Below are 15,237 nucleotides of genomic sequence, written 5' to 3'. Positions count from 1 at the left end.
TTTTGGAACGACATCACTGGCAATACGAAAAGAGACTTCAGCAAATGGCCTTAGCTCCTCTTTCCAAATCTAAAACCTAATAAAGCATTAGCCATGTTGCTCACATTATTTTGCTAATTCCTTTTCATGAGGCAGAACCGTTGAAGGATAAATTTCTGTTGGATATTGACCAGTAAAACAAGCCATACATTGCCCACAATTCGGACCTTCTTCTTTTCGCCCAATCGCTCTCACAGTTCCTTCTACGCTTAAAAAGGTTAATGAGTCTGCCCCAATCAATTTTCGAATTTCCTCCACCGAATGCTTTGAGGCGATGAGTTCCTCATGACTAGACGTGTCGATTCCATAGTAACAAGGGTTTTTTATCGGAGGAGAGCTGATAACTACATGCACTTCCCTTGCTCCAGCTTCCTTTAACATGCTTACAATACGTCTGCTCGTCGTCCCACGTACGATAGAGTCATCCACCATAACGACACGTTTTCCTTCTACCACACCTCGAACAGGGGATAGTTTCATTTTTACTCCTTGCTCTCTAAGTGATTGTGAAGGTTGAATAAATGTGCGACCGACATAGCGATTTTTGATTAACCCCATCTCATAAGGGATTCCCGTGTCCTCCGCATATCCGATTGCCGCAGAAATACTCGAATCCGGAACACCTGTCACCACATCCGCTTCAATAGGAGCCTCCTTGGCCAATTCTTTTCCAAGCGTTTTTCTCGCACTGTGAACGTTGATTCCACCGATATTGCTGTCCGGTCTTGAGAAATAAATATACTCCATCGTACAAATCGCTTTATTTCCAGAGTAAGAAAATGTATCCGTAGTGATCCCTTCATCGCTTAAGGTGACTAACTCTCCAGGTTCAATATCTCTTATAAATTCAGCCCCTATAATATCAAATGCACAGGTTTCAGATGCCACTACATACGAATCTCCTAATTTGGCAATCGAGAGTGGACGAAGACCATTTGGATCAAGTGCGACCATTAATTCGGTTTCTGTCATCAGTAAAAAGGCATATGCTCCCTTTAACATGGACAGCGCATTTTTGACACGATCTTTTAAATCTACATACCCACTTCGTTTAATTAAATGAGCCAAGACTTCTGTGTCTGAGCTTGTTTGAAAGATACTTCCCTGTCTCTCTAATTGATGCTTAAGAGCATTGGCGTTCACAAGGTTGCCATTATGAGCAAGCGCTAAACTTCCTTCCTGCGAGTGGAATAAAAGTGGTTGAACATTTTCATAGCCGCCCCCCCCCGCTGTAGCATACCGAACATGACCGATGGCAGCCTTTCCCTTTAACTCAACAAGTTTATCTGCACTAAAGACTTCTGTTACAAGCCCTTCACCTTTCATCCCCTTTAGAGAATTTCCATCACTTACGACAATTCCTGTCCCTTCTTGCCCTCGATGCTGAAGGCTATGTAAGCCGTAGTACGTAATTTGGGCAGCATCCTCCCTTCCCCAAATACCAAAAATCCCACATTCTTCATTTAATCCTTTGAGTTCAGCAAGCATGGAATCGCTCCTTTCCAAGCTTCTTCTAGTTCACAGATGGATGCTGATAACAGAACGTGTTTCTGATTCATCATGCAAAGCTCGCCATCACTCGAGACTTCGCCGATGTTAATGGCTTCTGGGATGATTTGCTCAAACTTGTGCACATCAGCTTCTTTTACCGATAAGAGATAGCGAGACTGTGTTTCACTAAATAATTCCGTGACAGAGTCTTCGAGTTCAACCTTGGCACCTAGTCCTTTCGTGTTAAAACAGCTTTCCGCTATCGCTACGGCCAAACCGCCTTCTGCAACATCATGAGCGGAAGCCACAACTCCAGCCTGAATGGCTGTTAAGATCATATTCTGTCTTTTTTTCTCGATCGTTAAATCCAAGGCAGGCGCTTTGCCTGATATCTTTCCTGTAACTAATTTTTGGAGTTCGCTTCCGCCAAACTCTGCTTTTGCTTCACCAAGCACATAGATTTTATTTCCGCTTTCTTTAAAACTTTGTGTAGTTATATGGTCAACATCCTCAATCAGCCCAACCATGCCAACAACAGGAGTTGGATAAACCGCTGTCCCATTCGTTTCATTATAGAGTGATACATTCCCTCCAATAACTGGAGCACCCAAAACACGGCAGGCTTCGCTCATTCCGTCTACAGATTTTTCTAGTTGCCAGAAAATTTCTGGTTTTTCTGGATTTCCGAAATTCAGGCAATCAGTGATTGCAAGAGGAGCTCCCCCCGAACAGACAATATTTCGAGCTGCCTCAGCAACAGCAATTTTACCACCCATTTCTGGATCTAGATAAAGATAGCGAGAATTACAATCTGTCGTCATTGCAAGAGCTTTCTTTGTCCCACGTATTCGCACTACCGCCGCATCACTTCCGGGACTCACAACCGTATTTGTACGGACTTGATGATCGTATTGCGAGTACACCCATTCTTTGCTAGCAATCGTTGGTTGTTTCAATAAAGACAGCAACGTTTCCTTGTAATCTGCTACTCTCGGAATTTCGTTATCCATTTGTTGAAATTCTGCGAAATAAGCCGGCACTTTCGATGGTTTGTGATAAACTGGCGCATCTTCAGCTAATGCATCCACAGGTACTTCGGCAACTAGTTCGCCACGATGAAGCAGTCGTAGTGTTCGATCATTAGTTACCTTTCCAATCGAAACCGCCTCTAACTCATATTTTGAAAATAAGTCGATGATTTCCTGTTCTCTTCCTTTTTTCACTACAATAAGCATCCGCTCTTGGGATTCACTTAGCATCATTTCATACGCCGACATGTCCCGTTCTCGCTGTGGCACTGAATCTAAATTCATTTCAATTCCTGATCCTGCTTTACTAGCCATCTCTGCGGATGAAGAGGTTAAGCCCGCCGCTCCCATATCTTGGATTCCAATTAAGGCCTCCATTTTCACAAGTTCAAGGCATGCTTCTAGCAGCAGTTTCTCCATGAACGGATCCCCTACTTGAACGGCTGGACGCTTTTCTTCTGATGCTTCACTTAGCTCCTCGGACGCAAAAGTTGCCCCGTGAATTCCGTCCCGTCCTGTTTTTGCTCCAACATACATGACTGTATTACCTACTCCATGGGCTTGACCTTTTTTGATGTCCTCATGATGAATCAGTCCGACGCACATTGCATTCACTAAAGGATTACCATCGTAGCATGCATCAAATTGAACTTCACCCCCAACCGTTGGAATACCGATACAGTTCCCGTAACCAGCAATGCCAGCTACTACTTCTTCAAAAAGATACCGAACACGAGGAGAAGCCAATTCTCCAAAGCGTAAAGAGTTGAGGAGCGCGACTGGTCTTGCTCCCATTGAAAATACATCACGTATAATTCCACCGACACCTGTTGCCGCTCCTTGATAAGGTTCAATCGCAGAAGGGTGATTATGGCTTTCAATTTTAAATACAACTGCTTGCTGATCTCCAATGTCAACGATGCCCGCTCCCTCTCCTGGTCCTTGTAGGACGTTCTCCCCAGTGGTTGGAAACTTGCTGAGGACAGGCTTTGAGTTCTTATATGAGCAATGCTCCGACCACATCACTGAAAATAAACCAGTTTCTGTATAATTCGGTGTTCGACCGAGAATCGTCTCGACTTTAACAAACTCTTCTTCCGTCAATCCCATTTCTTTATACAACTGCTTCTCTTTGATCATATCCGTCGTTGGTTCAAGCATTAATGACATGTGATTCCCTCCAGTGTCGTACAATTGATTGGAATATTTTTAACCCGTCCTGACTTCCAAGTACAGCCTCGACCGCTCGCTCGGGATGAGGCATCATCCCTAATACATTACCCTTTTCATTCGTAATGCCTGCAATATTGTCCACTGATCCATTTGGATTATTGTCGTCATAAGTGAATAGAATTTGCTTGTTTTTCTTTAACGAGTGTAATGTCTCCCGATCACAATAATAATTTCCCTCACCATGTGCGATTGGGATATGGATCACTTCATTCGCCTCGTAAGCAGCGGTAAACATCGTGTCGCAGTTTTCGACTCTAAGTGGCACCGTTTTACAAATGAATTTCAACTTTTCATTGCGTCTCATCGCTCCAGGTAACAAACCAGCTTCTAGCAAAATTTGAAATCCATTGCAAATACCGAGCACAGGTTTTCCAGCTTCTGCTGCAGCTACCACTTCCTTCATCACATTGGAAAAACGAGCAATCGCACCCGACCGTAAATAATCACCATATGAGAATCCACCGGGTAGCAAGATTCCGTCATAATCTTGCAAGTTCTCTGTATGATGCCATACATATTCTACCTCTTCGCCTAATGCATCTTGAATCGCATGAAACATATCGACATCGCAATTGGACCCTGGAAAGACAATCACAGCGAACTTCATTGGGCGACACGCTCCTCAATTTCAAACGAGTAATCTTCAATAACCGGATTCGATAGTAAACGCTCACACATTTCCATGATTTTTTGTTCAACATCATCCGTATCCGCTAAGACCAATTCCATGTACTTTCCGATTCGTACATCCTCTACCTCAGCGTAGTTCATGCTATGAAGGGCATTTTTCACGGCTTCACCTTGAGGGTCTAAAACACTTTGCTTTAATGTCACGTAAATTTTCACATTCACCATATCTATTCTCCTCCTAATCTCGTTAAAATCGTTGAATACGCGTCGGTTATATCACCTATATTTCTACGAAAAACATCTTTATCTAGCTTTTCTTTCGTATGAAGATCCCATAGCCTGCACGTATCAGGAGAGATCTCATCCGCTAATAAAATTTGATGGTTCTCGTCTTTTCCAAATTCAAGCTTAAAGTCTACTAGTTCGATGCCAATAGTAAGGAAAAATGGCTGAAGAACACTATTAATTTGTAGGGCTTTCTCTCTTAATCCTCTTCTTTCCTCCACGGTCGCAAGCTCCAATACCTCAATATGCTCATCAGTCAACAGCGGATCGCCTAACTCGTCATCTTTATAATAAAATTCCACTATCGGCCGTTTTAAACGTGTTCCTTCAGCTACCCCAATTCGTTTAGACAAACTTCCGGCAACGATATTTCTAATCACGACTTCTAGTGGAATAATGTCTACTTTTTTAACTAACTGCTCTGTTTCAGACAGGGTCTGAAGAAAATGTGATGATATGCCTTCAGAAGCGAGTTTAGCAAAAATCAAGCTTGTAATCTTATTATTCAGAGCAGCCTTCCCTTCAATTTCCGCTTTCTTTTCTCCATTAAAAGCGGTCGCACTGTCCTTATATTGAATCCAAACAGTGTTTTTCTCTGCTGTTGCGTAGATTTTTTTCGCTTTTCCTTCATATAATAACTCGCGTTTCCCCAAATAAAACCCTCCAATATGTGAATAGTAGCAATTTTTATTCTATATTTTTTCAAGAATAGTTACTTTTCTCATTTGAACATATACCTTGACCTAAATGGGCTTCGGCTCACCTTTTCGTCTTTTCCTTGACTGAATGAATGGAAATACATGATCTCCATTCTTTGGCTCTTTTTGTTTACATTGTGGCTATTTCAACTGATTTTTGATTAATTCGCCCATTTCACTGTTGATTTCCACCGAAAATAGAAGAAATGATGCTCGAAACAAAGGTATATCACCGTTTATAGACTGGTGCGAAAACAGTTTTACGAAAAGTGCTTTCAAAAAAAGGTAAAGGGTCTTCACTCCTTTACCTTTTTCACACTGTCGAAGAACGATTATCTCTCTAAACCAATGCGGGCAAAAATGGTATCTACATGCTTAAGGTGGTGGCGATAATCAAAGCAAGCTTCAATTTCATCAGATGAAAGTTTTGCTGCAATAAGTTCATCACGCTCGATCAGCGTTCGGAAGGGAACCTGTGTCTCCCATGCTTCCATTGCGCATGGTTGCACTCGATCGTAGGCATCTTCTCTTGTCATTCCTTTATCAATCAGCGTAAGCAAAACGCGCTGAGAATAAATAAGACCGAGCGTTGCGTTCATATTTCGTTTCATGTTTTCTGGGAACACTGTTAAGTTCTTCACGATATTGCCGAAACGATTCAACATATAATTTAAGGTAATCGTGGCATCTGGCAGGATGACACGCTCAGCAGAAGAATGCGAGATATCACGTTCATGCCAAAGGGGTACATTTTCAAAAGCCGTTTGCATATACCCACGCAGCAAGCGTGCCAATCCGGTCATATTTTCTGACCCAATCGGATTGCGTTTATGAGGCATTGCAGACGAGCCCTTTTGCCCTTTCGCAAAAAATTCTTCCACTTCTCTCGTCTCGCTTTTTTGTAAGCCACGAATTTCTACTGCCATCTTTTCAATTGACGTGCCTATGAGGGCGATACTGCTCATATAGTGGGCATGTCGATCCCGCTGAAGCGTTTGAGTCGAGACTGGCGCAGGGGTTAACCCTAATTTTTCACACACATACTTCTCAACAAATGGATCAATATTTGCATAGGTCCCAACTGCACCAGAAAGTTTCCCGAATTCCACGTCTGCAGCCGCTAACTTAAAGCGCTCTAAATTCCGTTTCATCTCTTCATACCACAGGGCCATTTTTAATCCAAACGTCGTTGGCTCAGCATGAACTCCATGAGTACGGCCCATCATCACCGTTTGCTTATGCTCCATGGCTTTTTCTTTTAATATCTCAACAAAACGTTCTAGATCGGAAAGCAAAATTTCATTTGCTTGCTTTAAAATATATGAAAGTGCTGTATCCACTACATCGGTTGACGTTAACCCGTAGTGGACCCATTTCTTCTCCTCACCTAATGTTTCCGACACGGCACGGGTAAACGCAACGACGTCATGACGTGTTTCTTCTTCAATTTCTTTAATACGCGCAACATCGAATCCTGCATTTTGTCTAAGCTTCTCCACATCCTCACGAGGAATATCACCTAACTCAGCCCATGCTTCACACGCTAAAATTTCCACTTCCAACCACGCTTGAAACCGATTTTCTTCAGTCCAAATATTCCCCATCTCCGGGCGTGTATAACGATCAATCATTTCTTATGCCTCCGATTCTTGGAAGGATGTAAACACCCTACTCTTGTTTATCTCGTCTAATGTATGTTCTAGTTCGTTTGTCAAAATCGTCACATGCCCCATTTTGCGCTTTTCTTTTGCCTCATCTTTTCCATATAAATGAATTGACCAATCTGATCTTAAAGGAATTTCTTTCATTAAAGCTGAGACATGCTCTCCTAAAATATTTACCATAATCGCCGGCTTTACTAAGGCGGTCGATTTTAAGGGCCAGTTACAGATCGCTCTTATATGTTGTGCAAATTGTGAAGTTTCACACGCTTCAATCGTGTAATGGCCGGAGTTATGAGGTCTTGGAGCTAACTCGTTCACGTAGATGGAGCCATCCTCATTCACAAACATCTCCACCGCCAATGTACCAATGAGCCCGAGATGCTCTGCTATTTTTCGAGCTAACTTATAAGCCTCTGACGTTGTAGCATGTGAAATTCTTGCCGGTACTATGCTTTCATGGAGAATATTTTGTCGGTGAATGTTTTCGGCGACGGGAAACATAGTAAGTTCTCCATCCGAATTCCTCGTTAATACGACAGAAATCTCTTTTTCAAAAGAAATCCACTCTTCCAACACACAGTCTCCGCTTCTTAATACTTTCATCGCTGATTGTAAATCTTTTTCTTCACGAAGGATGATTTGACCTTTTCCGTCATATCCACCTCGTGTTGTTTTTAAAACGGCAGGGTAACCGATCCTTTCAATCTGTTCATAAAGGTCATGCTCTTTCCTTATCTTCGCAAATGATGCCACGCTTACTCCTGCCCTCATAAGCGCTTGTTTTTCTAATATACGATCTTGCGTGATTTGAATTAGCTCTGCACCTTGAGGTACATGGGCAACTGACTCTAACCAACACAACGCATCATAATCAATATTCTCAAATTCATATGTAACCACGTCACAACGAGCTGCTAGTTGAGCTAGTGCATCACGATCATCAAAGGCTGCCACAATCTCATTATCAGCTACTTGGCCACATGATGAATTTTTCGTTGGATCCAGAACAATCACGTTAAATCCCGCTTCCTTCGCCGCCAACGCCATCATTCGCCCCAATTGCCCACCGCCTATAATACCAATCGTACTCCCTGGCGCAATCCATGATCTAGACAAGCTCATCACTACTTTCTCTGACGTTTTCAGCCATGTCATCTCGTCGCATTTGAAGTCGTTTTTCAACCTCTTTATCTTCAATCGATAATATTTGGCCAGCAAGCAGACCTGCATTTACTGCCCCGGCTTTTCCAATGGCCACCGTCGCCACAGGGACTCCACCAGGCATTTGTACAATCGAAAGAAGTGAATCCAGTCCGTTGAGTGCCTTCGACTGAACAGGAACACCAATTACAGGGAGTGTCGTCTTGGCAGCAACCATACCCGGTAAATGTGCGGCTCCTCCTGCCCCTGCAATAATCACTTTGATTCCCCTAGCTCTCGCTTTTTCAGCATATTGAAACATTTCATCTGGTGTTCGATGAGCGGAGACAACTTTTTTTTCATACGAAACTTCCAGCTCATCTAAAAGATCACAACTATGTTTCATCGTCTCCCAATCGGATGTACTTCCCATAATAATTCCAACCACTGCCATGTCTCTTCTCCTCCTACCGCTTTGCTTAAGGCTAGGAACCTCTTATTCTTTTATGAACATAAAATACCCCAAATGAACCTGTCTCTGTAGAGAGAAAGCAGGTTCATCTGGGGTGAGAAAAAGCAGGCAGAACTCGCCCTTTAATGTTCAACCAGAATGACTACTTTCCCTCATAGGCCAATCATTTACGGTGACTGGGTAGAGACTTACGGGCCATATTCCCGTGGATATACGAGGGGATGTAATTGTTTGTTTTCCTTCATTATCATAACAAGAGGGCGAAATCAAAGTCAACTAATATTCGAACGTTTTATTAATAAATATTCCTATTGTTCGGTTTTAATCTTCTAATCGTTTACCTTCAAAGACTATTTGCGCAGCAACCGGCTCATAGTCTTTCCGACCTTCTCTCACTACTTCTTTAAAAAGAGGCTTTTCAATACGTTTTACCGGAGAATATCCTTCCTGCTTCATTCGTGCTAAGCACTCTTCAATACTTTCCTTTTCCTGTACTTCAAATCGTTTTTTACTCATTGTAACAACTTCCCTTTTCGAACAGATTTAACTAAAAATCCCCCGTGAATCGTTTTCGGTTCATAGGAGATGATGAATGCCTTCGAATCTAGCTCTTTAATCGTTTGATTTAGCTTTAATTCATACTTTCTCGGTGTTAAGATTTGCATCGCCATTCGATTTCCATCGAGACCATTCGCTGACCAATTCGTCACACCATACCCAAGATCTCTGAGTTTCTTTGGCAAATCTAGTTCATGCTCTGTTGTAATAACGTTAACGGTAATATACCCTAAAGCTAACTTCTCTTCAATCTTCATTCCAACAATAACTCCTAAGCCATAGCCTAATGCATACGCCACTAAATTTTGTATTTGATTTAAGTTATCTAATACAAGCCCTAATCCAACGACATAAATAACCACTTCAATCATGCTTACAAAAGCCGCAATGTAGCGATATCCTTTTAATGTTAGAATCATTCTAATCGTGAAAAAAGACACATACACAATATTAATAGTAAAAATAATCGCCATCATCAACAAGCTATTATCCAACAAAAAAAGTCCCCCTTAAATCTTATATGCTGTAAAGCCTCTATTCTACTAGAGTTCCCCTTAATTGTTAAAGGAATTTACTTATATTTATTTTTTCTCCTCCCCTCCAATTGATTCCTCTATTTTTTGTTTCAATAGGGTGAAAAGGTAACGACCAATGAACCTCCTCAATAAGATTGGAATCACCCCGACAAAGAAACTATTTAAAATTTCATGCCTTCTTGCAAAAGGCTATTTTTTAAAGATTATTGGCTTTCGAATTAGTCCTTATTTCATGAGGAAGAAATACTTCGGGCATCTTTTCGCATCATAAAATGGTACGACTGATAAAAATAATTGAAACCATCTATTTTTTGTTTCAATAGCCACAAACACTTCGAAAAACGAAAGCCCTTTTGGAATACAGATTCGATGCCGGTGGATAGTTACAAAAATGAATAATTTAACCAAAAATAATTTGAGCTAGCAACAATAAATAAGGTATTAGCTTTAGTTTTAGGATTGTAAGGATGCCTTCCAATCCTGGAGATGCGCATGATTCAACCCAAGCAATCGAAAATAGCCATAGGTTGCCTCCGTCGTATCTATCAATCCCGAGACAAAACCTCTCTGTAGATAATCTTGAATTTCCGGTAGAGCCTCCACATCTAATTGACAACAAAGGGCATCAATTAAGATCGCCTTCTCATCCCCGTCATCCACCTTGTGATACGCCATCTGTAATTGTTCTCTTGCGTATGAACTCTTCACTGAACCAACAATCCCCGCCGCAAAAAGAGACGTGTCCCTATCAAGTAAATACGGGGTCACGACCTCCACCATTTCCTCGCTCTGAAATCTTTTTAAAGCCTCCTCCACAAAGCCTAAAATAAGATCATCCTCTGTATATAGAAGGTTCGCTAAGATTGGTAAATACTTATTTTTTTTCAATATACCAATGAGAAAAATCATGATGAGTCCTTCGTACGAAATTGATCCTTCATTTAAATCATCATTCATAACGGAATCAATCACAAAATCATCAATCCATCCCTTAGTCGCGAGCACCTTTGCTAACCTCTCTGCCCGTTCATAACCCACTTCTTGCTGCATTAGTCCAACGAGGGTCTGTTCAAACTCGCTCCATACGTCTTTTTTATGCCCATTCGCAAGCAAACGATAAAAAGATTGCTCCCCATCCGTCAAAAATGGTGCTACAAGTTTTTCATTTTTCACCAACAACTCAGGCTCCACATTTCGAAGTAAATTCAAGGCAATCTCCCTTACATCCTCACTTGATTCATGTTGAAGGATTTCTACTAATGGCATTAAACCTTCACAAGGAATGCTTCTTGAAGAAAGGGATATTAATATTTCCGGTCGCTTATGAGAATAGTTGACTGCTTCCTTCAGTAACTCAATCACCAGCGAATTTGGTACATTTAACACATTGTCTAACATCATTAGAGTTACCTTTCGCAACACATCTTCGTCCGAAAATAAACCCACTCGTAATTTTTCTATCATGAATTCTGCCAACTCCTTTGTCTATCGCTTTTTTTGTAAGCCTTGTTACTCCTAACACATAAAGAAAAAATACAGGGAGGTTTTTTTCTTGCTCTTTTTTTCATTTTATCTAGAATTGAAAAATTTCTTATTGGGAAATGAGCACGAAGTCATACTACTAAATGATTTTACTCCTTTCTATAACCGCAGTATCACTATTTTTCTATAGATTCGAGATTTATTCACAGACTTACTTTTATTTAAAAACAATATTTTTTTATTGCTAAACAATAAATTTTCTTATACACTATTGTTATCATAGTGATGGGAGGTGCAATATGAAACAAAGAACTACCTTGTTTTTAAAATTCTCCATCCTTTTAATTGGATTATTCATTCTACTTTCCTGCATTTTTTGGCTGCCTCAGCTTGCACATAGCGCTACTAAGGTCAATCCGGAATATCGTTATTTAAAATACCCTGTGTTGGTCGGGATTTATGTGACATCTCTCCCCTTTTTCCTTTCCCTAGTTGAAGCCTTTACGCTTTTACGTACTATTGAAAGAAGAACTGCTTTTCCAGAAGTCGCTGGAAGTTCTTTGGAAATATTCCAAAATTACACCTATGTTATCATGGGTTTATATATTTTTGGACTTTTATTCCTAGGATTCCAAGACGCATTACATCCTGGTATTGCCATTATTGGATTTTCTATTATTTTTGCTTCTTTAGTCATAGCCGTTTTTTCAGCCATACTCCAAGAACTCTTAAAGACAGCGAACGAAATAAAATCTGAAAACGATTTGACAGTTTGAGGTGAGATCATGCCCATAATCATCAATGTAGATGTTATGCTAGCCAAAAGAAAAATGAGCGTCACAGAACTATCAAATCGGGTCGGGATTACTTTAGCCAATCTGCCTTTTTTAAAGGCTCTTTTCGTATACATTGTGGCTAAATCATCTGATTGTTGATTAAATCGCCCATTTCACTGTTGATTTCCATCAAAAATAGACGAAATGATGCCCGAAGCAAGGCTATATCACCGTTTATATACTGGTGCGAAAACAGCCATTTTAAAAAAACAGCAAGGTCAAATCCGTACGTCTATTTACTCTAGAGGTCATCTGCACAGCTCTAGACTGCTAGCCTGGAGATTTATTAGGATATCAGCCAGAAACAACCGAGGTCAATTAGCTAAAAGCTGATTTTCTTATGTATCGAGAGAAAAAATCCCCAATTCTGATGGACCTTTTCTCTCGTGAATGCAACCCTTTCTTCATCTGAAAGGGCTAGGATGGTTTTCTCCAATGTATTGTTCTAGAGCAACCAATAAAAAGTACTTGTCGTACCCTGTCTGTTGATGGATTTTCTCTACCCACTCCTCAACACTTGCTAAATTTGGCTCTTTTACAATCCCCTCAGTAGTACTAAGAAAGCTCTCCCAGTTATAAAATTCCCAATGAGCTATCTCCAATTGATAAGCTACCCTACACTCCAATAAAGGTTTAGACTTAATCAAATTTTGTGAAAACTCAGCTGCCTTCATAAATTCCGTCATTTCAATAGGCTCTAATTGAAATTGTTGTGAGGACATTTTCCCGTTCGGTCGATGATAAAAAATGTTCAGATTCCCTTTGCCTTCTAGTTGCACCTGAACATTTGCTGCTGGGAAAAAGCCACTATAGAGTTCTTGGCGGTCTTCATCCACTAAAATTGGTTGTAACCACTGATCTCCTAGATCACATAGATACCGTTTGCCATCTTCATCTAAAGCTACCACCGCGACATGAGCATGCTCCGTACCCAAATGCTGACCAATCGGATACGCTTTGATACCATCTCGTTTAAACTCATCCAGCAACCATAGCGTAAGGTCAAAGCAATTACCTGAAATTCCGTATCGCTCTCGGTGCTCTCTCATCAACCTAACATCTTTTTGCTTCTTCACGGTTCCTTTTTGATAAAACCACGCCTTTGTCAATGTCTCCATGGGGAATCCATCAAACTTTTTCCACGTACTAAAAATCTGTTTCGGTATAATCATATAGATCCCTACTTTTCTAGTTAGAATGTAATGAATATCCAAGAAATATTTAAGGTTTCTTTTAACACTTTACTAACAAATATTTCAAAGCTTGAAATATTAAAATTCTTGATTTCATGGTGGTGAACACAAAATAAGCTTTTTTTTCATAGAACAATTATTCTCTATTGCATTCTCGGAATCATCTTCCTCTACATTTGCACATATACTTTACGGAGAGGAGGAGGAACAGAATGGATCGACCTTATTTTTTATTATTAGCTTGTATTTTAGCCGGTTTTGCCTTATTAGAAATTCCGCTTGAAGGGACATTTCTAGAAAGTATCGAGCCAGTTACTACTATAATCGGGATTTTTGCTATATTAATTTTTTCCCTTTATCTCATTTATAAAGGCTTAAGGGCTCTAGCTGGAAAATAACGGGAAGGCTCAGATTAATTCTGAGCCTTTTATACTGTGTACCAAAGCTTTTTTCTCATAATTTGTTGCTTCCGAGTGAAAAATGGAATTCGAAAAGCTCTTAATATTATCATTACTATAGAATGATACGTATAGATAATCCGAAGACCATCCACATCCTGTTGAATGGACTTGTGCTAAAACATATTGAAAAAATCCCTATATCAATCCGACAACACGAACAATCTCAAGGAATACATACACTTACTTTAATGCATTTTTTGGTTTTTAACTAGGGTTACCCCTGAATCCTATCCGCTTGATTAATATCTGCTTTTTCAAAAACAACCACTAGAGTGTTAGGAAAAGAATAGTATTTCAATCTTCCATCAGATACCTGTATGAAATGAGTTCGTTATTGACAACTTCCACGCAGATTATCCCATTCGTTTCAAACGCATTTTCCTATATATCTTGAATTTCCATTCCAATCGGTAAATTTGTAGATGTCCACTCTTCAAATTCAGTATTCTCGTTTGCCTGTTTTTTATTTCTCCCACTACATTTTCCAGATTCCATTCATGTTTTTCATTGCTTCTATGATTAATATAAATATTAATTGAGCCATTTATTTCTATGATATCTACCCGGTCATTCATTGAAAAATAATTCTCACCATTATAGTCCGTAGATAATATCCTCTCACCATCGGCTTTGCAGCTTACTATATTAGCAGAAATATATAGGATTATTAGCAGTTTTATTGCGGATTGTTTGAACAGCAATTTTTTGTGAAAACTAAGATTATCTACTAAAACGAATGATATCATCAGGAAAGCTAATTTTGTAGCGGAGGATTAATTATGTACATTCCTAAATATTTCAAAATCGATAATGAAGAGATGGTCTATGATTTTATGGAATAGTACAGCTTTGCAGCTTTATTTTCACAGCATAATGGGGAACCGTATGTTACTCTTCTTCCATCTGCACTGGTTCGAGCGGCGATAAGCGGCGGATCTCTTCGTCAGCTTTACTTGTTCAGATCCTCACGTACGTTGTACGCTCCGGGCTTCACTCCCTCACTTCCTTGATCTCCTTGCTTCTCCCCACTCTCACTCCCGTTCATGAATAGAATCTAGTTTCATTTAGTTCAAATTCAAAACAAAAAAACAGCCCTCAGGCTGTTTTTTAATAATGCATGGCGACGTCCTACTCTCACAGGGTCACCCCAACTTCCATCGGCGCTGGTTCGAGCGGCGATAAGCGGCGGATCTCTTCGTCAGCTTCGCTCGTTCAGATCCTCACGTACGTTGTACGATCCGGACTTCTCTCACTCACTTCCTTGATCTCCTTGCTTCTCCCCACTCTCACTCCCGTTCATGAATAGAATCTGGTTTCATTTAGTTCAAATTCAAATTCAAGTTCAACACAAAAAAACAGCCCTCAGGCTGTTTTTTAATAATGCATGGCGACGTCCTACTCTCACAGGGGGAAACCCCCAACTACCATCGGCGCAGAAGAGCTTAACTTCCGTGTTCGGTATGGGAACGGGTGTGACCTCTTCGCTAATGC

The 15,237-nt window shown here is 40.5% G+C and carries 14 protein-coding genes, 1 rRNA gene, 2 pseudogenes and 1 riboswitch; of the genes and pseudogenes, 4 read left to right on the top strand and 13 right to left on the bottom strand.

Annotation, left to right across the window (positions count from 1 at the left end; all coding sequences use genetic code 11):
* Window positions 1-105: 105 nt before the first annotated feature.
* The 11 genes from purF to U8D43_RS02535 form a co-directional block, all read right to left on the bottom strand.
* Window positions 106-1,527: an amidophosphoribosyltransferase gene (purF, locus tag U8D43_RS02585; RefSeq protein ID WP_335869410.1), complete on the bottom strand. Its 1,422-nt coding sequence runs from the start codon at window positions 1,525-1,527 to the stop codon at window positions 106-108.
* Window positions 1,503-3,728 (bottom strand): phosphoribosylformylglycinamidine synthase subunit PurL, encoded by a 2,226-nt coding sequence (purL, locus tag U8D43_RS02580; RefSeq protein ID WP_335869409.1) that lies wholly within the window; start codon window positions 3,726-3,728, stop codon window positions 1,503-1,505. The genes purF and purL overlap by 25 nt, the downstream gene beginning before the upstream one ends.
* On the bottom strand, window positions 3,712-4,398 hold the full coding sequence (purQ, locus tag U8D43_RS02575; protein WP_335869408.1) for a phosphoribosylformylglycinamidine synthase subunit PurQ: 687 nt from the start codon (window positions 4,396-4,398) through the stop codon (window positions 3,712-3,714). The genes purL and purQ overlap by 17 nt, the downstream gene beginning before the upstream one ends.
* Window positions 4,395-4,646 carry a phosphoribosylformylglycinamidine synthase subunit PurS gene (gene purS, locus U8D43_RS02570; RefSeq protein ID WP_335869407.1) on the bottom strand — a complete coding sequence of 84 codons (252 nt, stop codon included), beginning with the start codon at window positions 4,644-4,646 and terminating at the stop codon, window positions 4,395-4,397. The genes purQ and purS overlap by 4 nt, the downstream gene beginning before the upstream one ends.
* A gap of 2 nt (window positions 4,647-4,648) precedes the next feature.
* Window positions 4,649-5,359, bottom strand: a complete 711-nt coding sequence (purC, locus tag U8D43_RS02565) for a phosphoribosylaminoimidazolesuccinocarboxamide synthase (protein WP_335869406.1) — start codon at window positions 5,357-5,359, stop codon at window positions 4,649-4,651.
* Window positions 5,360-5,736: 377 nt separating this feature from the next.
* Window positions 5,737-7,035, bottom strand: a complete 1,299-nt coding sequence (gene purB / locus U8D43_RS02560; RefSeq protein ID WP_335869405.1) for an adenylosuccinate lyase — start codon at window positions 7,033-7,035, stop codon at window positions 5,737-5,739.
* A 3-nt stretch (window positions 7,036-7,038) separates the two neighbouring features.
* Window positions 7,039-8,190, bottom strand: a complete 1,152-nt coding sequence (gene purK, locus U8D43_RS02555; RefSeq protein WP_335869404.1) for a 5-(carboxyamino)imidazole ribonucleotide synthase — start codon at window positions 8,188-8,190, stop codon at window positions 7,039-7,041.
* Window positions 8,177-8,662 carry a 5-(carboxyamino)imidazole ribonucleotide mutase gene (gene purE / locus U8D43_RS02550; RefSeq protein ID WP_335869403.1) on the bottom strand — a complete coding sequence of 162 codons (486 nt, stop codon included), beginning with the start codon at window positions 8,660-8,662 and terminating at the stop codon, window positions 8,177-8,179. Before purE ends, purK begins: the two co-directional genes overlap by 14 nt.
* 153 nt (window positions 8,663-8,815) lie before the next feature.
* Window positions 8,816-8,917: riboswitch (purine riboswitch) on the bottom strand.
* 84 nt (window positions 8,918-9,001) lie between these two features.
* Window positions 9,002-9,196 carry an NETI motif-containing protein gene (locus U8D43_RS02545; RefSeq protein WP_335869402.1) on the bottom strand — a complete coding sequence of 65 codons (195 nt, stop codon included), beginning with the start codon at window positions 9,194-9,196 and terminating at the stop codon, window positions 9,002-9,004.
* Window positions 9,193-9,714: a DUF2179 domain-containing protein gene (locus U8D43_RS02540; RefSeq protein WP_442893546.1), complete on the bottom strand. Its 522-nt coding sequence runs from the start codon at window positions 9,712-9,714 to the stop codon at window positions 9,193-9,195. The genes U8D43_RS02545 and U8D43_RS02540 overlap by 4 nt, the downstream gene beginning before the upstream one ends.
* Window positions 9,715-10,227: 513 nt before the next feature.
* A complete protein-coding gene (locus U8D43_RS02535; protein WP_335869400.1) occupies window positions 10,228-11,238 on the bottom strand; it encodes a hypothetical protein in 1,011 nt (336 codons plus the stop codon).
* Window positions 11,239-11,555: 317 nt separating this feature from the next.
* Between U8D43_RS02535 and U8D43_RS02530 the strand changes: the two genes are divergently transcribed.
* Together U8D43_RS02530 and U8D43_RS02525 are read left to right on the top strand one after the other, a co-directional pair.
* The gene (locus U8D43_RS02530) at window positions 11,556-12,032 is read left to right on the top strand and encodes a DUF2975 domain-containing protein (protein ID WP_335869399.1); all 477 of its coding nucleotides are present in this window, start codon (window positions 11,556-11,558) and stop codon (window positions 12,030-12,032) included.
* A gap of 9 nt (window positions 12,033-12,041) precedes the next feature.
* Window positions 12,042-12,149, top strand: a pseudogene (locus U8D43_RS02525) (helix-turn-helix domain-containing protein); the annotation flags it as partial.
* A 347-nt stretch (window positions 12,150-12,496) separates the two neighbouring features.
* Here U8D43_RS02525 and U8D43_RS02520 read toward each other — a convergent pair.
* Complete coding sequence (locus U8D43_RS02520) at window positions 12,497-13,264, bottom strand: hypothetical protein (RefSeq protein ID WP_335869398.1); 768 nt, start codon at window positions 13,262-13,264, stop codon at window positions 12,497-12,499.
* A gap of 233 nt (window positions 13,265-13,497) precedes the next feature.
* Between U8D43_RS02520 and U8D43_RS02515 the strand changes: the two genes are divergently transcribed.
* Both U8D43_RS02515 and U8D43_RS02510 read left to right on the top strand, forming a co-directional pair.
* A complete protein-coding gene (locus U8D43_RS02515) occupies window positions 13,498-13,683 on the top strand; it encodes a hypothetical protein (RefSeq protein WP_335869397.1) in 186 nt (61 codons plus the stop codon).
* Between the two features lie 842 nt (window positions 13,684-14,525).
* Window positions 14,526-14,675 (top strand): annotated as a pseudogene (locus U8D43_RS02510) (FMN-binding negative transcriptional regulator); the annotation flags it as partial.
* A 453-nt stretch (window positions 14,676-15,128) separates the two neighbouring features.
* On the opposite strand, the gene rrf reads toward U8D43_RS02510, so the two are convergent.
* A 5S ribosomal RNA gene (gene rrf / locus U8D43_RS02505) occupies window positions 15,129-15,237 on the bottom strand; the annotation flags it as partial.

This window comes from Bacillus sp. 2205SS5-2 (assembly GCF_037024155.1).
Classification (GTDB): Bacteria; Bacillota; Bacilli; order Bacillales; family Bacillaceae_K; genus Bacillus_CI.
Note: the sequence above shows the minus strand (reverse complement) of the source record. Positions and strands in the feature narration are given on the sequence as shown.